This window comes from Paenibacillus xylanexedens, from assembly GCF_007676705.1.
In the GTDB taxonomy this organism is placed as follows: Bacteria; Bacillota; Bacilli; order Paenibacillales; family Paenibacillaceae; genus Paenibacillus; species Paenibacillus xylanexedens_C.
This window is the reverse complement of sequence record NZ_VEBF01000001.1, coordinates 1,311,343-1,335,084: the sequence shown is the minus strand read 5'-3', so window position 1 is coordinate 1,335,084 and position 23,742 is coordinate 1,311,343. Positions and strand designations below refer to the sequence as shown.

Annotated in this window: 28 protein-coding genes; 24 read left to right on the top strand and 4 right to left on the bottom strand. The window is 48.5% G+C overall.

Annotated elements, in window-relative coordinates; all coding sequences use genetic code 11:
• Positions 1-48 precede the first annotated feature (48 nt).
• The 3 genes from FS628_RS05880 (at position 49) to FS628_RS05870 (ending at position 3,819) form a co-directional block, all read left to right on the top strand.
• Complete coding sequence (locus tag FS628_RS05880) at positions 49-1,947, top strand: rhamnogalacturonan lyase family protein (protein WP_145319947.1); 1,899 nt, start codon at positions 49-51, stop codon at positions 1,945-1,947.
• Positions 1,948-1,970: 23 nt separating this feature from the next.
• Complete coding sequence (locus FS628_RS05875; protein WP_260870932.1) at positions 1,971-3,044, top strand: formylglycine-generating enzyme family protein; 1,074 nt, start codon at positions 1,971-1,973, stop codon at positions 3,042-3,044.
• A 166-nt stretch (positions 3,045-3,210) separates the two neighbouring features.
• Positions 3,211-3,819 (top strand): DUF1349 domain-containing protein, encoded by a 609-nt coding sequence (locus FS628_RS05870; protein ID WP_145319945.1) that lies wholly within the window; start codon positions 3,211-3,213, stop codon positions 3,817-3,819.
• 25 nt (positions 3,820-3,844) lie between these two features.
• Here the strand turns inward: FS628_RS05870 and FS628_RS05865 are convergent, their stop codons facing one another.
• Entirely contained in the window at positions 3,845-4,951 is a 1,107-nt protein-coding gene (locus FS628_RS05865) for an MFS transporter (protein ID WP_145319943.1), read from the bottom strand.
• Positions 4,952-5,039: 88 nt separating this feature from the next.
• Positions 5,040-5,570 carry a TetR/AcrR family transcriptional regulator gene (locus FS628_RS05860; RefSeq protein WP_145319941.1) on the bottom strand — a complete coding sequence of 177 codons (531 nt, stop codon included), beginning with the start codon at positions 5,568-5,570 and terminating at the stop codon, positions 5,040-5,042.
• A gap of 203 nt (positions 5,571-5,773) precedes the next feature.
• Between FS628_RS05860 and FS628_RS05855 the strand changes: the two genes are divergently transcribed.
• The 21 genes from FS628_RS05855 to FS628_RS05755 all read left to right on the top strand — a co-directional run bounded on the left by FS628_RS05855 (position 5,774) and on the right by FS628_RS05755 (position 22,213).
• A complete protein-coding gene (locus FS628_RS05855; protein WP_145319939.1) occupies positions 5,774-6,619 on the top strand; it encodes an AraC family transcriptional regulator in 846 nt (281 codons plus the stop codon).
• Between the two features lie 221 nt (positions 6,620-6,840).
• Positions 6,841-7,392: a nucleotidyltransferase family protein gene (locus FS628_RS05850; protein WP_145319937.1), complete on the top strand. Its 552-nt coding sequence runs from the start codon at positions 6,841-6,843 to the stop codon at positions 7,390-7,392.
• Between the two features lie 50 nt (positions 7,393-7,442).
• The gene (locus tag FS628_RS05845) at positions 7,443-8,177 is read left to right on the top strand and encodes a YdcF family protein (protein WP_145319935.1); all 735 of its coding nucleotides are present in this window, start codon (positions 7,443-7,445) and stop codon (positions 8,175-8,177) included.
• Positions 8,178-8,336: 159 nt separating this feature from the next.
• On the top strand, positions 8,337-8,858 hold the full coding sequence (locus FS628_RS05840; RefSeq protein WP_145319933.1) for a hypothetical protein: 522 nt from the start codon (positions 8,337-8,339) through the stop codon (positions 8,856-8,858).
• A 116-nt stretch (positions 8,859-8,974) separates the two neighbouring features.
• Positions 8,975-9,865, top strand: a complete 891-nt coding sequence (locus FS628_RS05835) for a TIGR01777 family oxidoreductase (RefSeq protein ID WP_145319931.1) — start codon at positions 8,975-8,977, stop codon at positions 9,863-9,865.
• Between the two features lie 117 nt (positions 9,866-9,982).
• Complete coding sequence (locus FS628_RS05830; RefSeq protein WP_145319929.1) at positions 9,983-10,984, top strand: beta-ketoacyl-ACP synthase III; 1,002 nt, start codon at positions 9,983-9,985, stop codon at positions 10,982-10,984.
• Positions 10,974-12,266: an ATP-grasp domain-containing protein gene (locus tag FS628_RS05825; protein ID WP_145319927.1), complete on the top strand. Its 1,293-nt coding sequence runs from the start codon at positions 10,974-10,976 to the stop codon at positions 12,264-12,266. Before FS628_RS05830 ends, FS628_RS05825 begins: the two co-directional genes overlap by 11 nt.
• Positions 12,263-13,258 carry an NAD-dependent epimerase/dehydratase family protein gene (locus tag FS628_RS05820; protein ID WP_145319925.1) on the top strand — a complete coding sequence of 332 codons (996 nt, stop codon included), beginning with the start codon at positions 12,263-12,265 and terminating at the stop codon, positions 13,256-13,258. The genes FS628_RS05825 and FS628_RS05820 overlap by 4 nt, the downstream gene beginning before the upstream one ends.
• Positions 13,252-14,112 (top strand): MBL fold metallo-hydrolase, encoded by an 861-nt coding sequence (locus FS628_RS05815; RefSeq protein ID WP_145319923.1) that lies wholly within the window; start codon positions 13,252-13,254, stop codon positions 14,110-14,112. The genes FS628_RS05820 and FS628_RS05815 overlap by 7 nt, the downstream gene beginning before the upstream one ends.
• Positions 14,109-15,437 carry a F390 synthetase-related protein gene (locus FS628_RS05810; RefSeq protein ID WP_145319921.1) on the top strand — a complete coding sequence of 443 codons (1,329 nt, stop codon included), beginning with the start codon at positions 14,109-14,111 and terminating at the stop codon, positions 15,435-15,437. The genes FS628_RS05815 and FS628_RS05810 overlap by 4 nt, the downstream gene beginning before the upstream one ends.
• A gap of 65 nt (positions 15,438-15,502) precedes the next feature.
• Positions 15,503-16,423, top strand: a complete 921-nt coding sequence (locus tag FS628_RS05805; protein ID WP_440131247.1) for an SDR family oxidoreductase — start codon at positions 15,503-15,505, stop codon at positions 16,421-16,423.
• Positions 16,424-16,500: 77 nt separating this feature from the next.
• A complete protein-coding gene (locus FS628_RS05800; RefSeq protein ID WP_145319919.1) occupies positions 16,501-17,082 on the top strand; it encodes a DJ-1/PfpI family protein in 582 nt (193 codons plus the stop codon).
• The gene (locus tag FS628_RS05795) at positions 17,079-17,657 is read left to right on the top strand and encodes a GNAT family N-acetyltransferase (RefSeq protein ID WP_145319917.1); all 579 of its coding nucleotides are present in this window, start codon (positions 17,079-17,081) and stop codon (positions 17,655-17,657) included. The genes FS628_RS05800 and FS628_RS05795 overlap by 4 nt, the downstream gene beginning before the upstream one ends.
• A complete protein-coding gene (locus FS628_RS05790; protein ID WP_145319915.1) occupies positions 17,654-18,538 on the top strand; it encodes a serine/threonine-protein kinase in 885 nt (294 codons plus the stop codon). The genes FS628_RS05795 and FS628_RS05790 overlap by 4 nt, the downstream gene beginning before the upstream one ends.
• A gap of 90 nt (positions 18,539-18,628) precedes the next feature.
• Positions 18,629-19,000 (top strand): hypothetical protein, encoded by a 372-nt coding sequence (locus FS628_RS05785; protein ID WP_313958530.1) that lies wholly within the window; start codon positions 18,629-18,631, stop codon positions 18,998-19,000.
• Positions 19,001-19,035: 35 nt separating this feature from the next.
• A complete protein-coding gene (locus FS628_RS05780; protein ID WP_222125182.1) occupies positions 19,036-19,716 on the top strand; it encodes a GNAT family N-acetyltransferase in 681 nt (226 codons plus the stop codon).
• Entirely contained in the window at positions 19,713-19,928 is a 216-nt protein-coding gene (locus FS628_RS05775; protein ID WP_145319911.1) for a hypothetical protein, read from the top strand. The genes FS628_RS05780 and FS628_RS05775 overlap by 4 nt, the downstream gene beginning before the upstream one ends.
• On the top strand, positions 19,888-20,148 hold the full coding sequence (locus FS628_RS05770; protein WP_145319909.1) for a GNAT family N-acetyltransferase: 261 nt from the start codon (positions 19,888-19,890) through the stop codon (positions 20,146-20,148). The genes FS628_RS05775 and FS628_RS05770 overlap by 41 nt, the downstream gene beginning before the upstream one ends.
• 26 nt (positions 20,149-20,174) lie before the next feature.
• Positions 20,175-20,561, top strand: coding sequence for a hypothetical protein (locus FS628_RS05765; RefSeq protein ID WP_145319907.1), 387 nt, complete (start codon positions 20,175-20,177; stop codon positions 20,559-20,561).
• 293 nt (positions 20,562-20,854) lie between these two features.
• The gene (murI, locus tag FS628_RS05760) at positions 20,855-21,637 is read left to right on the top strand and encodes a glutamate racemase (RefSeq protein ID WP_145319905.1); all 783 of its coding nucleotides are present in this window, start codon (positions 20,855-20,857) and stop codon (positions 21,635-21,637) included.
• A 24-nt stretch (positions 21,638-21,661) separates the two neighbouring features.
• The gene (locus tag FS628_RS05755; protein WP_145319903.1) at positions 21,662-22,213 is read left to right on the top strand and encodes a histidine phosphatase family protein; all 552 of its coding nucleotides are present in this window, start codon (positions 21,662-21,664) and stop codon (positions 22,211-22,213) included.
• Between the two features lie 72 nt (positions 22,214-22,285).
• On the opposite strand, the gene FS628_RS05750 is transcribed toward FS628_RS05755, so the two are convergent.
• Together FS628_RS05750 and coaA are read right to left on the bottom strand one after the other, a co-directional pair.
• Positions 22,286-22,648 (bottom strand): DUF423 domain-containing protein, encoded by a 363-nt coding sequence (locus FS628_RS05750; protein ID WP_145319901.1) that lies wholly within the window; start codon positions 22,646-22,648, stop codon positions 22,286-22,288.
• A 67-nt stretch (positions 22,649-22,715) separates the two neighbouring features.
• Positions 22,716-23,645: a type I pantothenate kinase gene (coaA, locus tag FS628_RS05745; protein ID WP_145319899.1), complete on the bottom strand. Its 930-nt coding sequence runs from the start codon at positions 23,643-23,645 to the stop codon at positions 22,716-22,718.
• Positions 23,646-23,742: the final 97 nt, after the last annotated feature.

Below are 23,742 nucleotides of genomic sequence, written 5' to 3'. Positions count from 1 at the left end.
TTGCCTTTTTTTATGCATATACAAACCATCGATGGAGGGGCATTGTAAATGAAAACCAAATCAACTGTGGCCAAAGGAACCAAAGTACTATTCACGTTACTGTTAAGTGGAGTTATTGGATGGACCGGCATTGTATCACCGGGAGGGGGAGTACTTCAGGCAGATGCCGCAGAAGGGTCTGCACCACGTCTGGTTGAAAATCTGGGACGAGGCCTTACTGCCGTATATCTGGGAGAGAACAAGGTATATCTGAGCTGGCGTCTGCTTGGGACCGAACCGCAGCAGGTTACATTTGATATCTATCGTCGGACGGGCACAGAAGAGGTGAAGCTGAACGCCCAGCCTTTGACGCAGGGAACCAATTATACGGATACAAATGTGGATGTAACCCTGAGCCACACGTATATCGTGAAGTCTTATGTGGACGGTGAGTTGCAGGATGCGAGTGCCGAGGTCGTATTGGCAACCAATCCCGAGATCCGTAATTATTTCAGTATTCCGCTGCAAAATATAACACCCAATCCGTCCGATTATTTTGTGCAGCATGGCTGGCCTGGGGATCTGGACGGTGATGGGGAATATGAATACGTGGTCACCCGAATTCCGGTGAACGGAGGGAATAAATATGTGGAAGCCTACAGTCTGACCGAAGGTTTCCTGTGGCGGATTGATCTGGGTCCATACAGTGTCACAACGATAGATACATATAATGCGCCGCCTGCTTCCGTCAGTGAATTTGGAGTGCCGGGACTTGGAGGCTGGCGGGACAACGACAATATAACGGTATTTGATCTGGACAGTGACGGGAAGGCTGAAGTACTGCTGCGTACCTTTGAAGGAGTGAGGTTTGCAGATGGTCAGGTCGTTCCTGCGACAACGGAGCGTGCTCAATATGTGTCCGTCGTGGATGGACTGACCGGAACAGAAGCGGCACGCACAGCGATAACCAATGATTATGCAGCCGATGGTCCACTCAGTGGGCACTTTGGCATTGCTTATCTGGATGGTGAACATCCAAGCTTGATTACGGCGCTCAAGAATCGTGCGCTTAGCCGTAATTTTCAGTATGTGACCTCAGCCTATGATTATGCAGACGGTGCCCTGACCGAGCGTTGGAGACATGCTGGAGCGGACGGTGAGTTTTTCCACCAGATTCGTATACTGGATCTTGACGGGGATGGGAAGGATGAGGTGTCATTCGGAGGCTGGGCGCTGGATGATAACGGAGAGACCTTATACAGTCTGCCGGGCGTAGTCCATGGTGATCGATTCCACATTACAGACATTGATCCGGATCGACCGGGGCTGGAGCAATTCGGGGTTCAGCAGGCGAAGAATGGAAACGTCAATCAATTTCCTTGGTTTTATGCCGATGCGGCGACGGGCGAGATTATTCGTACAGGGGAAGTCCCACAGGACGTCGCACGGGGAACGCTGGCGGATATTGATCCACGGCACAATGGGCTTGAGATGTGGTCCAGTTCAGGCCATATCTACAATGTGCACGGTGAAGTGATCAGCTCAGTCCAGCCCTCGACCAATTTCAGAATTTGGTGGGATGGTGATGTGCTCGGCGAGCTGTTGGATAAGAACTTTGTGGAAAAGTGGGATTGGGAGCAGAACACGACAACACGTCTGTTTACAGCCGATGATGTTCGCGTAAATTCCAGAAACGCCCCAGTACTCTATGGCGATCTGCTGGGGGATTGGAGAGAGGAAATTCTCTATGAAACGAGTGATTTCAAAGAACTGCGTCTGTACACAACAACGATATCATCCGATGTCCGCATCTACACCCTGTCGCATAATCCGGCTTACCGTAATGGACTGGCGGTGAAAGGATATATGCAATCCTTGTTGACTGATTATTATCTGGGTGAAGGAATGACAACACCAACGGTTCCGAACATTCGTCCTGTCTTGTACAGTGGGAATCAGGAGTCTTAAAGCAGTGAAAGGGGATGTTTCAGATGCATGGTCAGATACCCGAAAAGGGAGTTTCTTGCTGTTGTTCTGCAAGCCGGAGCGGCAGGCTTAAGGAGGGAATTCGATCAGAAAACACGTCTGAATCGACGGCTTACCGTGAGATGAGTGCAGCGTCCGACCATGTATCTCCACTTTTCGTTGACCGTCTACCGCCTAATGCGCTGGCGGGAGACGATGAATACATCGCCGGACGAAACGACAGGAACAGCATATTAATTGAAGGTGGACGTTTCCTTATGGGCACCAATGACCCGGAAGCCTTTGCAGGAGATGGGGAAGGGCCTGTCAGGGAAACCCAGGTAGACTCCTTTTATCTGGATGAATGCACGGTGACCAATGCGCAGTTTGGACAGTTTGTGCGGGAGACCGGGTATCGAACAGAGGCCGAGCGATTCGGCTGGTCCTTTGTTTTTCATGTATTCGTTTCTTCGCAAACGGCTGCGCATGTTCGTACCGTGGCGCAGCAAACGCCCTGGTGGTGGGTTGTCGAAGGTGCGGAATGGTCTCATCCGGAAGGACCTGACTCTGATGTGCACGACAGGGCTGACCATCCCGCTATTCATATCTCCTGGAACGATGCGAATGCGTATTGTGGCTGGGCGGGGAAGCGCCTGCCTACAGAAGCTGAGTGGGAATATGCAGCAAGAGGTGGATTAATCCAGAAGAAATATCCCTGGGGCGACGTTCTGAGGCCGGATGGACAGCACCAGTGCAACATCTGGCAAGGTACCTTTCCAACTCAAAATAATGCCGCTGATGGTTATGCGGGCACGGCCCCATCCCGATCCTTTCCTGCTAACGGATATGGATTGTACAACATGTCAGGAAATGTATGGGAATGGTGCGCTGACAACTACGTGACGGATCATGAGAAGTCTTTACTTGCTGAGACTGTTGCTTCTCCCGATGAAATTCGCAAGGTGTTAAAAGGTGGTTCCTACCTATGCCACCGTTCCTATTGCAATCGGTACAGAGTGGCAGCACGGATTTCCAATACGCCGGATACATCGACCGGACATATCGGGTTCAGATGTGCATCTGATGTATTGCCGGTATAGTGTGCTATTGATATGACATACCGAATACGATTATGTATATATGAAATACAAGCGACTCATGTGAGTCGCTTTTTTCCTTTTACTGATCCGAAAGGATAATTCCGTTATTTCACGAATACAACAGAGAACTCAGCGAATTCAAAATCACAGACAAAGGGTGTGCCACATGACGAATCTATTCGAACAATGTTCAGGTAAAACATTATCTGCCAACCTGGGATGGCTGAACGAGCCAGCAGATTGGTCCATTGAAGACGGCAAAGTAACAATAACCGTTTCGCCAATCAGTGACTTTTTTATTGATCCGGGAGGTGAGCCGGTGAAAGCCTCAGCTCCATTTTTACATACGATAATCAAGGGAGATTTCAGCATCACCACTCAAGTACAGGTGGATATGAAAGAACAGTATGATTCGGGCTGCCTGATGGTGAGGGTGGACGATACGAATTGGGCTAAAGTTTGCTTTGAGTATTTCGAAGAACAGCCGTCCATTCTTAGTGTCGTTACTCGTGGTAACTCGGATGATTGTGTATCAGCACCTGTAGAGGTTAACAAGCCTTATTTACGTGTAGCCCGGGCAGGCAACAGCTTTGCTTTCCATTATTCTCAGGATGGAGAGAAGTGGAAGCTGGTACGTTATTTCGGCCTCGACTGCCCGGATGAGATCAAAGTTGGCATTGTGGCCCAGTCCCCAATTGGGCAAGGGACGACGGTTACTTTTACAGATGTACAGCTTCAACATGGAGTGACCGGAAGTGTCCGCCGAGTAGAATAACACGATCAGAAGGTTGTTCTGTTATTCATTTCACTCGAATTAGCAATCCGAACAGGCCGAGTACAGCAAAGGACAGGAATGCCGTTGTATTGGAAAACACTTCAATTGTGTAACCTGCCATGGAAGAGCCGAGAAATTGCCCGACACCCAGCGCGAGAAAGGCAAGGCTGATTCCGATGGATACATTCGGACTGAATAGTCTCGTTGCCCATACGATAAACACACTGGTCAGGAAAATATACGTGCTGCCAAACATGATGGCAGAGATCAGGCTGGCAGTCATCGATGGCAGTAGGATAACCCCCAGCGAAATAGCCAATAACAGTATGCCTATTCGGTAGGACCGCCCAATCTCGATACGTTCAATAATGCGGCCAGCGCATCCGCCGAGTATCCCCATAACCCCCATCACAATCCAGAACAACACGGCTTCCGAATCGGAGGCCCCCTTCTCGTCCGTGAGGAAGTTGCGGGCAAAAGTCCAATAGATTGCAGAACTGAAACCTGTCAGCAGACAAGCCATAAGCAGAGCAGAACCTGGTCTGGTTGGTTTCATACATGTCCAGAGAGATTTGGTACAAGGCGGTGTCTTGGTTGCCGGAATAACACGTCTGTTCCAAAACAGAACCACAACACCGATTACAGCAAACAGGATGTAGGTTAGACGCCAGTAATCCGTGAATAGCCAGTAGAGTGGGCCGGATATAACAATCCCGAAGCTGGTCCCTGTGTTAATCCAGCTGTTGCCTCTTGCTTGCAGATCGGGTGCAAGCTCGGCATTAACCGTGTTACCGAGGGCTGGAGAGGACCAGCCTGTACTCAAACCGGCTAGAAATACACTAAAGGCAAGAACCCATGCATTTTGAGAAAAGGCAATGCCGGTTAATCCGAGCACTGCGCTGATCCCTGCCAACTGAATGACATAATGATGTCCCCTGCGATTAATTAATAGTGGTGCAGTTAGAAGGGACAGACAGTAGGCAATATACGTTCCTGAGTTAATCGCGCCAGAGGCTGCATCATTCAATTGTAAGGCTTCCGAAATTTCCGGCATAAACAATCCATAACTGAATCGCCCGAACGCATAACATACAGCGATAAGTGCAATGCCTGGAAAGATAATTTTTTTCATTAAATCCACCGCCTTTTAGATAGAACGATCATTATATTTCTTATGAAATAAAAAAGTGAGTTGAAATATTAACTCACCCGGAATAGCTTTATTTGAAACTGGTTTGCGTCATATGGATCAGTTCACGGCAGACGTCATTTACATTTTCTGTCTCAGCGAGTGCCGTGGAACCCTCCAGCAGCAGGGAGAATCGCAATAGATCTCGATCACTTGCAGCAGGCGCCAATGTTTGGATTAAAGTTCTCATATGTCTTTTATGCGCATTCACTGTCTGGACGATGATATGGTCTGCATGACCTCCGAATTCTTCTTTGGCGCGTAAAAATAAGCACCCTCTTGATTCGTGTTCCTTCAGCCAGGTTGCATGTCCTTCAGCCAGATTGAGGAACATGGGTTGTGCTTTATTGTTTGCATATTGCCTTAGCTGTTCTAAATAACGCTGTTCGCGCCGCAAGAGTACCTGGACAATGAGATCATCCTTGGACTCAAAGTGATTGTATAGCGTCATAATCGCGATCCCTGCATCCGTGATAATCCGCTTCAAGCCAATGGAATGGAAGCCGTGAAGGTAGAACAATTCTTCAGCCACGTTCAAAAGCATTTCCTTTTTGCTGCTCATGATCAGTGATACTCTCCCTTCAAAATAAGATAGAACGATCATTATACCCACAGGCTATAGTAAATCGTTTACATTGTCAAATTTTGTGAGCAGGGGTTATATGAACTACATCGCCTGCGCTTAAACCGGACAAATGAAAGCACAGTATGACAGGTTATTGGGGTGTTTATCCGTTATATTAGACATCAAGGAGTGATTATCACATGAACTGGATCAACTCATTACAGGTCGCTATTCAATATATGGAAGACCACTTGCTCGAAAATATGACGATGGAGCAGATTGCAGCGGAGGCTCATATCTCTCCTTTTCATTTTCAACGTACCTTTGCCTTATTAACTGATGTTACTGTAGCCGAATACATAAGACGCAGACGATTGACACTGGCGGCACATGAGCTTCTGCAAAGTGAACACAAAATCATTGATCTGGCGCTTAAATATGGTTATGAAACACCTGAATCTTTTTCCAAAGCATTTCGTAGACAACATGGTATCGCACCCCGTGAGGCTCGAAAGAATAGTAACGCTGTCCACTCGTATAATCGTCTGGTGATTCAAGTGAGTCTAAAAGGAGCAGAGCCGATGAAGTACAAAATTGTTGAGCAAGCTGAATTTACGTTGGTCGGAGTAAAACAAACGTTCTCATATGCAGATGGGGAACATCTGCAAGGGATCGGGAAGATGTGGCAGGAAGCGTGGACGAGCGGTACAGAAGATCGTTTATTTGATCTGAACAACGGGGATATTCCAGGGTTACTCGGTGTCGTAGTGGATCAGAGCGAAATTCAGGAGAAACAGATGCAGTACTGGATTGCTACGACTTATGATCGTGAAGCGCCGGAAGGATTATCAAGCTTCACCATGCCTGCTTCCAAATGGAGTGTATTTGAAGTAGAGGGCCCGATGCCGGAGAGCATGCAGCTTCTGTGGAAACAGATTATTTCGGAATGGTTTCCATCGAACCCTTATGAGCACGCATATATGCCGGAGCTGGAAGTATACCCGGGTCTCAATCAGCCGCCACAAATCTGGATACCAATTAAATAAATATAACCGTCTCAAACTCCATCATTGTAGCCCGTAAACACTCGGATAACCGAAGCTGTTTATGGGTTATTTGGATGTGATTGATCAAAGATTCGAAGTAGTTACAGAGGATGTTCAAGCGTTGTTCATTTTATTGCAGCTAGGTAAACATGATATATTGGAACGAGGGTTTATCTCTATCAAGAGGACAATGAGGTAAACCGCAGGAGGAGGAGGGAGACATGTTATATGAGGACCCATTCATCCAGACGATCATTAAGCACGAGGCATTAATGCATGACCTGCGGAGAGTTCGTAGTCTCCATTTGCCTCAAAGTTACATAGGTGCAGGATATATTCGTAATTATATCTGGGATGTTCTTCATGGATATGCTCTTCGTGACCTTCATAGCGATATTGATGTTGTCTATTATGATGCGCAAGACTTGCGTGAGGAGCGAGACATACAGCTCGAACAACAGCTTCGTGAGGAGACTGGCAATCCAAAGTGGTCGGTCAAAAATCAGGCGAGAATGCATCTGCGCAATGGCACAGTTCCTTATCATTCTACTGAAGATGCTCTTCGTTATTGGCCAGAAGTTGTGACTGCCATAGGAGTACAGTTGGATGAAGAGGATCGGGTGAACATCTGTGCTCCGCATGGTTTGCATGATCTGTATCACCTCGTGGTCCGGAAAAGTCCGTTCTTCACGGATACTGATGATTACAATCAGCGCGTACAGAAGAAGCGCTGGCAGGAACAATGGCCGAAACTAACGATAATAACAGCTTGAATAATAAGTGATTTGAGGAATTGTGGGTACAAGAAGGAGTGTCTACGGATTTGATAAAAAAGTTCTTACAAAAAAATGGGCTGATCATTGATCTTGTTCTGTTGGCATGTTTTGTGGCGTTTCTGACCTTCTGGGGCCAAAGATTCCCAGTCATGTTTTTCGGAATGATCACGGTGGCTTTTATCGTACTAAGGCGGATCGACTATCAGAAGCATGTTATTCTGAAACGGATTATCCTTACCGGATTTGGCGTGGCTGCCGTCTCTTTTGTCATTATTGAAGCACTTGTATTCACACAGCTCGGTGCGAATGATCCGGATGAGGCAGACTATGTTATCATTCTGGGTTCAGGCATCCGTGGAACGGAATTGTCATTGACCCTGAGGCAAAGGTTAGACGCCAGTCTGGACTACATTCGCAGTCACCCTCAGACACCCGTCATTGTATCAGGTGGGCAGGGACCTGGGGAATCGATTCCCGAAGCGCTCGCCATGAAAAACTATTTGATTGAACAGGGGATTAGCCCTGCCCAAGTCATTATGGAAGATCGTTCCACAAGTACACAGGAGAATTTGGCCTTTTCCAAAAAAATTATTCTTGAATCTGGGTTGGAGCACCCCGAGATCATGATTGTCACCAGTGACTATCATATGTTTCGCTCCAAATATATTGCTGCCAAGAACGGTTATGCGGCAGAATACGGCATATCGGCCCCGTCACCGGGATATCTGAAACCCGTCAACATGATTCGTGAATATTTTGCTACGATCAAAACGTTTATCTAACCGATTGGCATATATTCGAAAAGACAACGTTAGACTCTCCGAATAGAGTTTATGTTGTCTTTTTGTCATTGTCTCTGCACAAGTTGAACTGAATCAAATATTTGAATCTCAAACCATGCTATAATATACGTCATTAATAGAAGAACGATGTAGGAGTGAATGATCATTACAGCATATCAATTACCTGCTCTTTATGAGCAGAAGAAAGTTTCAATGCAAGAGATGGAAGAGATTGTACGCCTGCTGGCCCAAGCACCGCTACTATATGATGATGGACAGAGCATTCAGGTCCAGGATTACATGGGAGGATTGGAGATTGAACTTGAGCATGAGGTACGTCGTGCAGTGACCGAGTTGTATGAACTGGCTGTTGAGGCCTGCCGCGCCTTCGCTGATCCATTGGCGTACGAGCAACTTCAGGATGCGTTTGGGTTACAAGCCGAGTTATGGCAGGAGGAAGTGCTTACTCTTGCGAAGTGGATGGACTGGCTGAAGCAGATCAGTGAAGGAAAGAGAACACTGCCGCAGTATAACTTTACAGCCATGCTTGGTAATTTGCCAGACGGATTCATGATCCATGATTTTTATGATGAACTTCGATATCAGCTGGAACAAAACCCTGCAAACACATGGGCTATCGAAGAGCGGGATCGCTTGTACGCAGCTCTGGGTGTGAAATAAACCAAACCAAAGGGTCAGCGACGGTGTTTAATCTAATATCTGCATTTTGCATGCATAGAAGTATTCAATCTATATCTTGCGAATTCTTTACCCAGTATGGGAAATGAGGGGATACCGTGAAGAAGGTTGTATTGGCTGGTGGAACGGGATTTGTAGGACAGGATTTTGCTCAAAGGTTCAAGAAGCTGGGTTATGAGGTATTGATTATCTCGCGTCAGCCCGGTCATATTGCCTGGGAAGATCGTGCAAGGATTATTGAGGCACTGGAAGAAGCAGAAATGCTGATTAACCTGGCGGGTAAATCGGTGAACTGTCGTTATACGGATGAGAATCGCAAAGTCATTCTGGAATCCAGGACCCGTACAACACGTATTCTTGGCGAGTCCGTCTTGGCTTGTAACCACCCTCCTGAGCTATGGATTAATTCGAGTACGGCGACTATATACAGACATGCTGAAGATCGTCCCATGACGGAAAAAGAGGGCGAGATTGGCTCCGGATTCTCGGTCGACGTTGCCAAGGCATGGGAACAGGCTTTCTTTGAATTCAGTCTGCCGTCTACGCGTCAGATTGCACTGCGGATTGCGATTGTGCTTGGTGAGGGGGGCGTGATGGTGCCCATGACGAACCTGGTCCGTTTTGGCTTAGGTGGATCGCAAGGCGCAGGAACACAGCAGTTCAGCTGGATTCATATCGAGGATCTGTTTCGTATGGTGAAATATTTGCAGGAGCATCCGCAATTGAATGGTGTATTCAATGCTTCCTCACCGCATCCGGTTACGAATCGGGAGCTGATGGCGAGCCTGAGAGAACATATGGGTGTTCGGATCGGACTGCCTTCTCCTCGCTGGATGCTTGAACTGGGTGCACGTTTCATTCAGACCGAGACGGAACTGGTTCTCAAAAGTCGTTGGGTCATTCCTGAGCGATTGGAGAGGGAAGGCTTCACTTTCACATACGGTACGCTGGATGCGGCACTTGCCGAGATTTTGAATAAGAAGAAATGACAGTACTTAATAACAAAAGAAAACACAACAGGAAGGGCAGAGGCATCTGCCCTTTTATTATATATGTTCAAGGCTTCTACTATTAATCAGTCAGATGAACAGAAAGAGGTTGGGGAAATGCAACTTAGAAGAGTAAGGATCGCGGGAACAGGGAAGTACCTGCCTGAAAAGGAAGTCACTGATGAGGAACTGGATCGCCGCTTGGGCGTGCCTGCTGGATGGGTCAGCAAAGCAACAGGCGTAGGTGTACGCCATTATGCCTCTGGCGAAGAAACCTCCTCGTTCATGGGCGCGCGTGCTGCGGAAGCTGCACTGGCGGATGCAGGACTGCAATTCGGGGATATCGACTGCCTGGTGTGCACCAGTGGCACGAAGGAACAACCGTTGCCAAGTACGGCGGTGTTTATCCAGCAGGCCATGGGGCAGCAAGATTCAGGTATACCCGCCTTCGATATGGATGCGACCTGCCTGAGTTTCATTAACGGACTGGATGTAATCTCCTATATGGTAGATGCCGGACGTTACCAGCGAGTACTGCTCGTAGCGACTGAGATTGCCTCAGCCGGATTGAATTGGTCTGATAAAGAGAGTGCGGCCCTGTTCGGTGATGGAGCGGCGGCCGTCATTATTGAGCGTTCGCCTGAAGGATCATCGTCGCAGATCGTACATGCTTCACTTCGAACTTACAGCCGAGGTGCTCGCTTCTCAGAGATTGCAGGTGGGGGTACACGGCTGCATGCTTCGAAGTACAAGGCGGATCAGCCGGAGCCCTACCTATTTCATATGGATGGACAGGCCATCTTCCGCATGGCTTCCAGACTCCTGCCCGGATTCATCGGCGATATGTTGCAAGCGACGGGGATTCAGATGGAGGATTTCCAATTGGTTATTCCTCATCAGGGGAGTGCCATGGCGATGAGACTGATCCGTAAGAAGCTCGATATTGCTGAAGATCGATTTATGGATATCACACGAAATCACGGCAATACGATTGCTTCATCTATCCCAATGGGGCTACATGAAGCGATTAAGCAGCAGCGAATCCAGCGGGGGGATCGGGTGCTGATGATTGGCACGGCCGCCGGATTATCATTGGGAGGACTCATTTTTGACTACTAGATCTGAGGGAACCGGACATCGTGCATCTGCTTCTCTCCGTGTGCTGCTTACCGGCGGAAGAGCTCCTGTAACGCTTGACCTGGCGCGTATGCTTCATCGGGCAGGTCACCAAGTGTATGTTGCGGAGAGTGCAGCACGGCATCTGACCCGATCAACAGGTGCAGTGGAACAGTGCGCTGAGGTCCCATCGCCGCGTCATGACACATGTGCATATCTGGCGGAGCTGGAGCGGTTGGTTCAGGAGTGGCAGATCGACCTGTTGATTCCGATGTGTGAAGAAGTCTTCTATGTTGCTCAAGGGGCAGAAAGGCTGCGTGCACATTGCCGTGTGCTGGTTACGACTCTGGAACAGCTGCATGAACTGCACCATAAATACAACTTTATCCAGCTTGCAGGATCACTTGGTCTCTCGGTTCCGGATACACGCCTCATCAATAATAAGCAGGAATGGATTGAAACTCAGTCTGTTCTGCAAACGGTGGGGAATTGGGTATGGAAACCCGTGTATTCCCGCTTTGCCGCCAAAGTACGCATGCCGAAAATCATAACCTATGACAATGGGACAGGCAGTGATCAGCAATGGGATGTAAGCCATAAAAATCATCGACATTTCCGAAACGACCCTCCAGACGAAGAAGAATTATCTTCTGTTTCACCGTGGGTTGCACAGGCCTACATTCCCGGTCAGATGTTATGTACATACAGCATAGCGCATGAAGGGCAACTGGTTGCGCATTCCACCTACGACAGCCGCTATCGTACAGGAAGCGTGGGAGCCAGTGTCTTTTTTGAACAGGTGGAACATGAGGGTGCCCTTGCGTGGGTAAGACAATTTGTTGAGGCAACGGGTTTTAGTGGACAGATTGGGTTTGATTTTATAGAAGATCAGGATGGGCGAGTATACGCGATTGAGTGTAATCCGAGGGCAACGAGTGGGATTCATCTGTTTCATCCCGGAGGTGACTTGGTGCGTGCACTGACTGAACCGGAGACATTGGTCAAAGAAAGAAGAATGATCACGCCCGCACGAGGCAGCAAAGCCATGCTCATGCTTCCCATGCTGGGAAGCGGAGTACAGCAGATCTTCGGCAAAGGGAAGCTCCGTGCATGGATAACTGCGTGGCGTGGAACCAGGGATGTGGTCTATGTAGGGCAGGATATCCAGCCAATATTTGAACAATTCGGAGTGGTGTTGGCCGCCTGGCATCTGGCAAGATCGCAGAAGATCTCGCTGACTGAAGCTTTGACTCACGACATAGAATGGAACGGTGAACAACAATGAATAGAGCATTGGTTACAGGTGCTACGGGATGTCTGGGTAGACACCTCGCGATACGACTTGCAAAAGAGGGCTGGGAAGTAACTGGCATGGGCCGACAGTCAAAGGTTGGTGCAGCACTTGAATCGGCAGGAATTCGATTCCTCAATGGAGATATACGGGATAAGGCAGCAGTGAATGAAGCGTGTGCAGGAAAGGATGTGGTGTTTCACTGTGCGGCACTATCATCGCCATGGGGTAAATATCGTGACTTTTATAGCAGTAATGTAGAAGGCACACAAAACCTTACGGAGGGCTGCCTGCATAATAAAGTACAGCGATTCATACATGTCTCGACTCCAAGTATATATTTTAACTACATACCACGATATAACGTACATGAGAATGACCCGTTGCCATCCAAACCAGCTAATCATTATGCAGCCACGAAGCTTCTCGCTGAGCAGGTTGTAATGGAGGGGCATGCGAAGGGGCTTCCGTCGATCATCATTCGACCGCGTGCCATCTTTGGTCCGTATGATCAGACGTTATTTCCCAGGATTGTCGCAGCGAACGCGAAATCGGGAGTGCCCATGATCGGTGATGGACAGGCATTAATCGATCTGACATGTGTGGATAATGTGGTGGATGCCTTATTATTGTGCCGCGATGCCTCTACAGAAGCACTTGGTAGAGCCTACAATATCTCCAATGGCGATCCGAGGACGTTCAGTGAGTTGGTAAGCAATCTGTTTGGCATGCTGGATATGCCTCTGCGTCGACGGAACATTCCTTATCGCACGGCATATGGTGTGGCAGCATTGCTGGAGCGGGTTCATGGCTTTATTCCTGTGTTGGGTGAACCTCCATTAACACGGTATACCGTTGGCTCCTTATCTATTCCACAGACGTTGGATATTACAGAGGCACGGGAGCAATTGGGGTACGTCCCTCGGGTGTCCATTGAAGAGGGTTTGCAACAATTTGCAGACTGGTGGAGGGCAGAATCATGCTGACGACAACTCCGGTAGAACTATATCTGGGTGCGGCGGGTTACTGCACACATCCAGAGTTTCTGACGCTGCGCGGTGGTCGATTGACCCCAGTGCCTTTCCCTGCAGGATTTGCCTGCATCATTCATCCTGTACATGGACCGATCCTACTGGACACGGGATATAGTTCCCGCTTTTTCGAGGAAACGGCTCATCTGCCTAACGCACTGTATCGTCATATTACACCTGTGGTCTATCGTGAAGAGGATAGTGCGTTTCATTTTCTGGCTCGAATCGGGCTGAAAGCTTCGGATATTCGGTATATCATCCTCTCGCATTTTCACGGCGATCACATCGCGGCTGTACGAGATTTCCCGGAGGCACAATTCATCTATCTTCCAAGAGCCTATGATGCTGTGTGCTCACTCGGTCCGATTGCGGCTGTAAGGGCAGGTTTTCTTGCTGGGCTGTTGCCCGAGGATTTTACGGCCAGATCATTGCCTGTTACGCGTCAGCCTGAGCGTTGGACGAGAGCGGGGGAAGAGTTCCCTTTTGATGAGGTCTACGATATCTTTGGCGATGGCAGTCTGCTGGGGGTGGATGTGTCTGGTCATGCGGAAGGAATGATGGGGCTCCTGCTGCGTACGGAAGAACATGACTATTTCCTATGCGCGGACGCGGTGTGGTCGAGTCGAGCTTTTCGTGAACGGCGTAGACCGAATATACTCGCTGGAATCATTATGTCGGATCGACAGGAGTATGGACGAAACTTTGACCGACTAGTTCGGCTGCATCAGCAGTTTCCCCACATTCGTATTGTGCCAAGTCATTGCCGAGAGGTACTGGACGCTTGGGGTACAGGAGGGCAGAAACGATGAGCAATACCCTTCGTATTGTGGTTCATTATGCTCTCGCACGTGGGCTGAGAAAGTGGAAAACGCGAGAACAACTTGAGCGCTGGCAAGAACGACGGATTATTCGGCATGTGCATCAGGTCCGTGCCCGATCTCCGTTTTACCGGAAGTGGTGGGGTGACGTGGACGCATCCGACTGGAGAAGATTTCCGTTGATTGACAAATCGATCATGATGGAACATTTCGATACACTGAACACGGTGGGCATTACCAAGGATGAAGCGCTGGCTCTTGCAGGCGAAAGTGAAGAAACACGTGATTTCAAACCTTCCATTCAAGGGGTGACGGTTGGACTGTCTTCGGGTACGTCAGGGAACCGGGGGATATTTTTGGTGAGTGATCGGGAGCAGGACGCTTGGACCGGCACGGTGCTGGCTAAGTTGCTGCCTGGTGGACTGTGGAAACCTGCCAAGATTGCATTTTTCCTGCGGGCCAACAGTAATCTGTATGAATCGGTGCAACGTGGCAAATTGCAATTTCAGTACTTTGATCTGCTGGAGCGTGTGGAGACCTTGGTGAAGCGACTTGAAACGTATCAACCTACCGTGTGGGTAGCTCCTCCATCCATGCTGCGCATGTTGGCGGACGCTTATGTGGCAGGACATCTGACCGCTGTACCGGATAAAATCATCTCTGTTGCCGAAGTGTTGGACCCCCTGGATCGCAAGGTGCTGGAGCAGGTCTTCGGACAGACCGTTCATCAAGTCTATCAATGTACAGAAGGATTTCTAGGTGCGACCTGTCGCTACGGCACACTGCATTTGAATGAAGACATCGTTCATATTGAAAAAGAGTTCATTGATCCCGCCACCCGGCGGTTCGTGCCCATTATTACGGACTTCTCCAGAACCTCACAGCCGATCATGCGGTATCGACTGAATGATATTCTGACCGAGGCAGCCATGCCATGTGCCTGTGGTTCACCGTTTACCGCCATTGAGCGGATTGAAGGCCGCTGTGATGACACGCTTTATTTTTCACAACTACATACGGGTGAGGCGGTACCCGTCTTTCCGGATTTTGTCACCCGTTCAGTCATTGCGGCTTCGCCGGATATTGAACATTATCGTGTGGTGCAGCAAGGAGACGGGACAATGGAAGTATCCCTTCGGCTTGGCGGGAGCGCAGTGCTGGAACAGGTTGAGGCTGATGTAATGCGGGAACTGATGAAGCTGGGAGAGCGGCTCGAATGCACTTTGCCTGAGGTTAGATTCGTTCCGTATACGTTCGAACCGGGAATCACGAAGCTGCGCAGGGTGGAGAGACGGCATAATGGAGTGGCGGATTAATCAGGAGTCGTGCGGTACAGGTCGGAACGGAAGTAAGCAATTTACCGAGGAAAGAAGGACACACCGTGACAGTAGAGGAACACTTAACAGAGGAAGGGCAGGGACGAATCAATACGGGTCTTGATGTAGTGAAGAAGACCAAGGAAGGAGCGAACGCTCCGGTGGCTTTAATTACGGGTACCTCCAGTGGCTTCGGTATGCTCACCGCAATTACTCTAGCCAAGCAGGGGTATCTTGTTGTTGCTACGATGCGTGACCTGAGTCGGAAAGAAGAATTGGCAAGGCTGGCTGAACAGGCGGGGATAACCGAACGTTTGCAATATGTGCAACTGGATGTGACCGATGCTGTATCAGTGGACAAAGCTGTGGGGACCGTTCTTCAAAACAATGGACGAATCGACATGCTGGTGAACAATGCGGGATTTGCGGTGGGCGGGTTCATTGAGGAAGTATCGATGGACGATTGGCGGCGCCAGATGGAAACGAATCTGTTTGGATTGATTGCTGTGACACGTGCCGTCCTGCCTGTGATGCGTGAACAGAAGCAGGGGTTAATTGTTAACTTGTCCAGCGTTAGCGGTTTATCCGGTTTTCCAGGATATGCGCCCTATGCTGCCTCCAAATTCGCTGTGGAGGGATTCACGGAAAGTCTGCGGCATGAGATGTCTTCGTTCGGCGTTCGGGTGGTATTGGTTGAGCCAGGCGCTTATCGCACGCCGATCTGGAATAAGGGTCTGGGGGAAATTCACAGAAACGAGGATTCTCCGTATAAGCATAAGCTGGATGCGGTTCTTCGCTATTCCAAGCATGCGAGCGAGACAGCACCTGATCCACAGGAAGTGGCAGATCTGATCGGCCGAATTGCACGGATGCGTGCACCTAGACTTCGATATGCGCTCGGAAAAGGTTCGCGTGTGCTCATCATAGGCAAAGCGCTGCTACCGTGGAAGTGGCTGGAGCGGATCATCGCCCGTGGATTAAAATAGAAGTAAGGAAGCGTTGGAACAGGATCGGAATCAGAAACATAATCAGGATGCTCCAAATTAAAACACGGAGGTTACCAATGAAAATTGCATTCGTTTTGTTTGATGGACTGACTTTCCTTGACTTTGCAGGATTTTATGATGTGATCAATCGGTTGAATTTCTTTGAACAAACCAAAGGAACGACGTGGGAAACCTGTGCCATGACAGATCAGGTCACGGATGAGTCTGGTTTAACGTTGAAAGTAGACCGAGTGAAGCCTGACTTGGCGGATTATGATCTCGTGTTTATCCCGGGAGGCATGGGAACGCGTAAGCTGCGGTATGACGAGGCATTTGTAGGCTGGCTGAGACAGGCCGAGCAAGTGCCTTTGAAGGTTTCGGTGTGCACAGGCTCTTTGCTGCTGGGTGCAGCTGGTTTTTTATCCGGCAAAAAAGCAACGACACATCCTCATGCATATGATCTCCTTCAGACGTATGTCGATGAGGTGATTCCGAAGCGGATTGTAAAAGATGGAAATGTAATTACAGCCGGTGGGGTAGCTACATCTATTGATCTGGGGATCTATGTTGTTGGGTTGCTTGCAGGACAGGAAGCGGCAGCGAATGTAAAACTTCAGATCGATTACCCTTATCAGATGCAGGGAGTGGTCGAAGAATGAGCAAAGATCGAAAGCAAGAGACCTATATTATTCGTAATATTCAGCGGGATGAAGCAGACCTCTACTGGCCTTTGCGACTGGAAGCACTGAAAACACATCCTGAAGCCTTCGGTGCTTCGTTCGAGTTGTCCATTCAACTCCCCATGAGTGAAGTGCAGGAGCGCATACATAATGAACCGGATGATTATATTTTGGGAGCATACACAGAAGAAGGAACCTTGGCGGGAATGATGGGGTTCAAAAGGGAGTACGGCCTGAAACTCAGGCACAAAGGCATGATCTGGGGCGTCTATGTAGCTCCGCAATATCGGGGATGTGGGCTGGCTTCACGCTTGCTCCGTGAAGTATTGGATCGGGGAAGGCATCTGGAGGGCATCAAGCAGATTAATCTGAGTGTAGTGACAACGAATGAAGCAGCCAGACGTTTATATGAGCGATATGGATTTGAAGTTTACGGCATCGAGCGTAACGCGTTGGAAGTCCATGGCCAAGGATATGATGAGGCGCATATGAATTACTTTTATATGGAGCACTCAAGATTGAATGATGATGTTACGACAGGAGGGGTCCTATGACAGGTCAGATTGAACTTGAGATAGACGGTGTTTCGTTTGTCATAAAAGAAGCCCATTCTTTCGATTGGTTACAGCCCTTGGGTACGGTCTTTCGCGTATTCGATCAGCAGGATTCAGGAAATCTCTCCTTCGGTATCGTGCAAAAGGATGGAAAGAGATTGTTCGTAAAGTATGCGGGAGCACATACGATTCATGCGAATCATACGGGAAGTCCCCCGGAAGCCATTCGTAATCTGAAATCATCTGTTTCCGTCTATGAGGATCTGGCGCATGACACGTTGATTCGACTAACGGATCATTTTGCAACGAATGAGGGTTATGCCTGTGTCTTCGATTGGGTGGATGGGGAGTGTCTGCATTCCCACTGGTATTTCCCGCCTCCGGCCAAATATGAAGATCCGCGTTCGCCCTACTATCGGTTCAGACAACTCCCAGTGCAGACACGTATTCAGGCAATGGAGCAGATTCTGAATTTTCATATCGAGGTGGAACGGAGAGGTTATGTGGCTGTTGATTTGTATGACGGCAGTCTGATCTATGATTTTGACAGAAACTTCATGAAAATTTGCGATATTGATCTGTATCGGAAGGGCTCTTTTACCAATACCATGGGACGTATGTGGGGATCTTCCCGCTTTATGTCTCCCGAAGAGTTCGAGCTAGGCGCACCCATAGATGCGGTTACCAATGTATTCAATATGGGTGCAACGGCGTTCGGGTTGCTTGGCGGGGAGAAAGATCGTTCTTATGCGAGATGGGATGCTGGAGAAGCGTTGTATCAGGTTGCCAAGCGTGCAGTGAACGCCGATCGGTCCCAGCGGTACGCAACGATTGCGGAACTTGGTGAGGCCTGGAAACAAGCAGCGATGCAAGATGAATAAGTAGTGTGAAGGAATTGTTCGCAAATGTGCAAAATCAAGTCGTATCCGCACTGGAAATCCCGTATAATGGAAATTAATGAGGAGGTGCAGATGATGTGCAGATATGCCATGTCAGGACCATACAAGGACATCTATGCCTGTTTCAACTGTCGCAAATCATTTAAACAAGTTTCCAGACATGACCTGAGCCCTGAAGTGGTGGCAAAGCTTGAATATAAGTGCCCGCAATGTGCCGCATCTATGGTTAGCATGGGACAGGATTTCCAGGCTCCGAAGCAAAATGATACCAAACAATGGACCAAAGTGATGATGCTGTATCGTCATGGCTTTACCTATCATAATTGCGGGTGCGGGGCTGGATATCGTCCGACTGATTTACGTGAATTGCCCGAATTTCTGGAGCAGCAGGAAACGGGTAAAGGCAGTGTAGGCGAACGATTATTGCAAAGGTTGACTTCATAGATATGGTTCCAAAATCGAACCTGTCGCCTATGGAGATGTTGAAGATACAGGCGAGCACTTTATATACGATCAACGAGCAACAACGTCTTCTAAGTATTAACGAGCCGGGTGGTGGGAAGGCTCCAGCCCTTTTTATCGGCATGACTTCGGCCGGTTCACTCACCTATTACCATGAACAGTTACCGCCGGATCTAACGGTTGAGTTAGGTAGGAATAGCGAGCTTCCATTGGATATTCCGAAACTGATTCGGAAGGTGGAAACCTTTGAGCCAGTTAACCATATGTGGATGGGACCAGCCTATGCTTTTCCTGAGACATCTGACGAGTGGAATCTGAACGTACAACTAATTGGTCATGAGCAGCGTTATATGCTGGCAGAGCATTTCCCGGAATTAACGGATCACTTGCATGAAAGAAGCCCTGTTGCCGCTTATGTTATTGGGGATTCTGCTGTGGCAGTGTGCTGCTCTGCAAGGGTCTCCATTCATGGTGCAGAGGCGAGCTTGTATACTGCACCGGGTTTTAGAGGGCGTGGGTATGCAGCGGAAACGGTGAAATGCTGGCAATATTATGTCAGGGAAAGTGGACGCATGCCGATCTACAGTACTTCGTGGGATAATCTTGCTTCACAGCATGTTGCCCGTAAACTGGGGTTGATTCAGTTTGGTGTGGATTTCAGTATTACGACCCTTGATTTGAGGCGGGGTAGCAGATGATTCGCACGTTTGTAGAAAAGGACCTGCAATATGTCATTGAAGCGCATATCCGTATTTATCGAAAAGAGTATAATTATGATGATAGCTTTGCTGAATTTATCACGAATGCGGTGAATTCGTTTGGACTTACGGGCAATTACTCCAAGGAGATGTTATGGATTGTTGAGCTGAATCAGTCAACTTCCGGCTCAACTGCGCTGGTTTCTGATTGAACCCACAGCACGAGGTGCAGGATGGGGGAGACAGCTTATTGAACAGGCCGTTCTTTTTGCAAAAGAAAAGGGATATACTTCCATGATCCTGTGGACCAACGAGTCCTTGGATGGTGCACGCAGATTATATCAATCTGCGGGCTTTGAAGTGAAGGAAGTCCGCAAGCAGGTTTTGTCAGGTCAAGAGCTTACCGAGGAGAAATGGGAACTTGCTCTATAACTCTCTTTGTTGAAAGGAGTGGGACGGTGAATCGTAAAAAACTGATTCTCGGCTTGGTATCACTTTGCACTGCATTGATGGTGACAGCGTGTTCGACTCGGACGGAAGAACAAGTGTTATCAGCAACAATTGAAAGCAACCTGCAGAAGATGGTTCACGACCCTGTCCTCATGACCAGCAGCAATCCCAATGATTATATTGCTGGTAATCCGGAGGCTTACGAGGATATCCTGAATACGGGTGAAGCAGGGATGCACTACCTGCTACAACAGCTCGAATCCAGCTCGGATAACGGTCTTAAGGAATGGATTATGGCTCAGGCAAGTACTGAATTGCTTGGAGTACATAACCCTGTAGAGGCGTGGCATAGTGGCAAGGACTGGCTCAGGCAGTATAAAATGAGCGTAGAATAATGGCTCATCATCTATAGTATCTGACTTAGCGGAAGTAATGGAGGGGGCGGAATCGATTCTGAAGAAGCGATAGCGTTCGCCTTTGTCTCCGAATGTATACATCTATAAGGTTATTCAAGAAAATTTGGAGACAACAGCGATCAGAAGAACGATCCGTAACCGGAATGATTCCCGCAAGTCGTCAAGCACGGTAGTGTGTGATGAGCCGGAAGTACAAACCTCACCTCCAGTCAGCATGAGCAGCATTGAGAGGTTCTTGGAACCCGAAAGAATACATTATAGAGGTGAAATCCTTGACTAAGAAAATTGCATTTTTTGATTCAGGCATCGGTGGTTTAACCGTTTTGCATAAGGCCTTGCAACAATTCCCGGAAGAACAATTCCTGTATTATGCGGATACCAAGCATGTTCCTTATGGAACCAAGTCTGCGGATGAGGTCAGAGGCCATATTTTTGATTGCGTGGAAGCAATCGTTCAGGAAGATGTTCAAGCCATTGTGATTGCTTGTAATACAGCGACCAGTCTGGCTGTTAAGGATCTGCGCGCCAAGTATGATATTCCGATCATTGGCATGGAGCCTGCGGTGAAACCAGCCGTGGAGATGAATCGCGATAGCGGGAAGAGAGTGATTGTATTTGCTACGGCCCTCACCTTGAGCCAATCCAAGTATAACGAACTTGTATCGCGTGTTGATGATCACCATAGTGTGGATTCCATTGCGCTGCCGGAACTTGTGGAGTGGTGTGAACAGCTGGATTTTGATCCGAGCAAAATTGCTGATTATTTCCGGTTGAAGCTGGCAGATCTCGATCTTCGTGGGTATGGCACAGTGGTGCTTGGCTGCACGCATTATCCGTTCTATACGTCCATTCTGCGCACGGTTCTGCCAGATCATATACAGATTATTGATGGCAGTACAGGTACGGTCAACCACCTGAAGCAGCGGCTTCAATTGGTGGGTCAACATGCAGGCAGAACAGGGGAACAAGTCACTTTCCTCAGTTCATCAGGCCGACCTGAAGAGCAGGAGAAGATGTACCGTGCACTCCAATATCTTGAGAAGAGTTCCATGTAGGTTACACCATAGGAGGTGACAGCCATGCAGTCCATTTATCTTATCCGTCACGCCAAAGCAACTGGGCAGGAACCCCATGCAGAGCTTACCGATGAAGGGCTCAGGCAGGCTGAGAAACTTGCCAATATGTTGGCTCATCATACCATAACGTACATTGTATCCAGTCCATGGAAAAGGGCCGTACAGACGGCTATGCCACTGGGCATAGCAACGCTGCAACATATACATACGGATGAACGTCTCCAAGAGAGAATACTCAGCTCCCTAGATCTGTCTAACTGGATGGATGTGCTGAAACGTACATATGACGATGTGGATTGGGTAGAAGAAGGCGGGGAATCTTCAAGGGCTGCGGCTGCAAGAGGGATGGTATTACTGGAAGAGCTGTGGAGCAGACCGGAACAGCACGGAGCTGTGGTTACGCATGGGAACTTGTTATCCCTGCTTATCCGCCAATATGAACCATCCTTTGGCTATGAGGAGTGGACCAAACTCTCTAACCCGGATGTGTATGTGCTGGAGCGACAAAGGTCAGATGGAGAGCTGCCCACCATTCGCAGAATTTGGACAGATTGAAGAACAGCAAAAGAGTGCTCCAGCGATAGGATATCAGCCAGGACACTCTTTTCGTTTATCTATGGGGCATGTTTACAATGCGGCAATCATGATCATTACCCATCCAGCCAGAAATGCGACTCCGCCAAGTGGGGTAATGGCTCCCAATTTGCGAACCCCCGTTACACTTAATGCGTACAGGCTGCCAGAGAACAGGATAATTCCCGCGAACAACAGCCATCCGGCAAGCATGACGAGTGAAGAAGATTCGAGACGGTCTGCCAGCAGTCCGATCAGGATGATCCCAAGTCCGTGAGCGATATGATACTGAACACCGGTTTCGTAGATTTTGATCATGTCAGCGGATAATTTGCGCTTGAGCGCGTGTGCTCCGAATGCACCCAAAGCGACAGCCAAGAACATCATAATACTGCCGAGTATAATTAGGGTTTGCAATGTGTTTTTCTCTCCTTTTAAGGGTAATTAGGTACAACACCACAGTGTCGTCCTCCCCGAATGCTGTTTACAATTTGCGTAATTGAATCTGCCCAATGGAGTGATCTGCTTCCTTTTTCAGGATCAATCTGGCCCGTCCTTTGGTGGGTAAAATGTTTTCATGCAGGTTTTTGGCATTGATATCCTGCCAGATCTGGTTGGCTGTCTGAACGGTTTCCTCTTCATCAATATTGGCGAATCGTTGATGGAAGAAGGAGTCCGTGTTCTGAAACGCTGTATTGCGGAGCAACTTGAAACGCTCAACGTACCAGTGCCTTATATGTTCTTCTTCCGCATCAATGTAGATGGAGAAATCGAAGAAATCACTGACCAGCAAGGGTGTTTCCTTTTTGATCTGAAGCACATTGATGCCTTCAATAATAAGAATATCCGGCTGAGAGATCTGCTTCTCTTCCCCTTGAATGACATCGTAGGCGAGGTGTGAATAGACCGGTGCTTTCACTTCAGGTTTGCCTGATTTCACATCGCCCATGAATTGAATCAGGGATTTGATATCATAGCTTTCCGGGAACCCCTTGCGGTTCATGATGCCCTTCTCTTGCAGCACGGCATTGGGGTATAAGAAACCGTCGGTTGTGACCAGGTCAACCTTGGGTCTGTTTTTGCCTCTGGCGAGCAACGCCTGAAGCAAGCGGGCAGCAGTACTTTTGCCCACGGCAACACTTCCCCCGATTCCAATGATGTAAGGCGTGGGGGATGCTTCTTTTTTCATAAAGGAGGCCGTCAGTCGATTCAGCTCTCGTGAAACTCTTGCATATAGGTCAATAAAGTGGGTAAGAGGCAGATATATATCTTCGACTTCTTGAATCGATACCTCTTCATTCAATCCCTTTAACTGTTCTAATTCGGCTTCCGTCAGTGGAAGAGTGGTCTGATGTTCTTTAAGTTCAGCCCATTCCTTGCGGTTAAACTCGATGTAAGGAGAGTATGAATTCATGAGATCCCGCTTTCTGTATGTAATATTATCGTGGACACAACCTTTAGTGTACCAAATTTCAGGAAACTGACAACACATTTACATTGTCCATTCCATG

What these genes read in the sequence shown, in the direction of transcription:
- FS628_RS05875 (WP_260870932.1), top strand. Translation starts at nt 1,971, where the DNA reads ATGCATGGTCAGATACCCGAAAAGGGAGTTTCTTGCTGTTGTTCTGCA.
- FS628_RS05775 (WP_145319911.1), top strand. Translation starts at nt 19,713, where the DNA reads ATGATTCGCACGTTTGTAGAAAAGGACCTGCAATATGTCATTGAAGCG.
- FS628_RS05755 (WP_145319903.1), top strand. Translation starts at nt 21,662, where the DNA reads ATGCAGTCCATTTATCTTATCCGTCACGCCAAAGCAACTGGGCAGGAA.
- FS628_RS05795 (WP_145319917.1), top strand. Translation starts at nt 17,079, where the DNA reads ATGAGCAAAGATCGAAAGCAAGAGACCTATATTATTCGTAATATTCAG.
- coaA (WP_145319899.1), bottom strand. Translation starts at nt 23,645, where the DNA reads ATGAATTCATACTCTCCTTACATCGAGTTTAACCGCAAGGAATGGGCT.
- FS628_RS05830 (WP_145319929.1), top strand. Translation starts at nt 9,983, where the DNA reads ATGCAACTTAGAAGAGTAAGGATCGCGGGAACAGGGAAGTACCTGCCT.
- FS628_RS05855 (WP_145319939.1), top strand. Translation starts at nt 5,774, where the DNA reads ATGAACTGGATCAACTCATTACAGGTCGCTATTCAATATATGGAAGAC.
- FS628_RS05810 (WP_145319921.1), top strand. Translation starts at nt 14,109, where the DNA reads ATGAGCAATACCCTTCGTATTGTGGTTCATTATGCTCTCGCACGTGGG.
- FS628_RS05820 (WP_145319925.1), top strand. Translation starts at nt 12,263, where the DNA reads ATGAATAGAGCATTGGTTACAGGTGCTACGGGATGTCTGGGTAGACAC.
- FS628_RS05780 (WP_222125182.1), top strand. Translation starts at nt 19,036, where the DNA reads ATGTTGAAGATACAGGCGAGCACTTTATATACGATCAACGAGCAACAA.
- FS628_RS05840 (WP_145319933.1), top strand. Translation starts at nt 8,337, where the DNA reads ATGATCATTACAGCATATCAATTACCTGCTCTTTATGAGCAGAAGAAA.
- FS628_RS05815 (WP_145319923.1), top strand. Translation starts at nt 13,252, where the DNA reads ATGCTGACGACAACTCCGGTAGAACTATATCTGGGTGCGGCGGGTTAC.
- FS628_RS05785 (WP_313958530.1), top strand. Translation starts at nt 18,629, where the DNA reads ATGATGTGCAGATATGCCATGTCAGGACCATACAAGGACATCTATGCC.
- FS628_RS05880 (WP_145319947.1), top strand. Translation starts at nt 49, where the DNA reads ATGAAAACCAAATCAACTGTGGCCAAAGGAACCAAAGTACTATTCACG.
- FS628_RS05850 (WP_145319937.1), top strand. Translation starts at nt 6,841, where the DNA reads ATGTTATATGAGGACCCATTCATCCAGACGATCATTAAGCACGAGGCA.
- FS628_RS05860 (WP_145319941.1), bottom strand. Translation starts at nt 5,570, where the DNA reads ATGAGCAGCAAAAAGGAAATGCTTTTGAACGTGGCTGAAGAATTGTTC.
- FS628_RS05800 (WP_145319919.1), top strand. Translation starts at nt 16,501, where the DNA reads ATGAAAATTGCATTCGTTTTGTTTGATGGACTGACTTTCCTTGACTTT.
- FS628_RS05865 (WP_145319943.1), bottom strand. Translation starts at nt 4,951, where the DNA reads ATGAAAAAAATTATCTTTCCAGGCATTGCACTTATCGCTGTATGTTAT.
- FS628_RS05790 (WP_145319915.1), top strand. Translation starts at nt 17,654, where the DNA reads ATGACAGGTCAGATTGAACTTGAGATAGACGGTGTTTCGTTTGTCATA.
- FS628_RS05870 (WP_145319945.1), top strand. Translation starts at nt 3,211, where the DNA reads ATGACGAATCTATTCGAACAATGTTCAGGTAAAACATTATCTGCCAAC.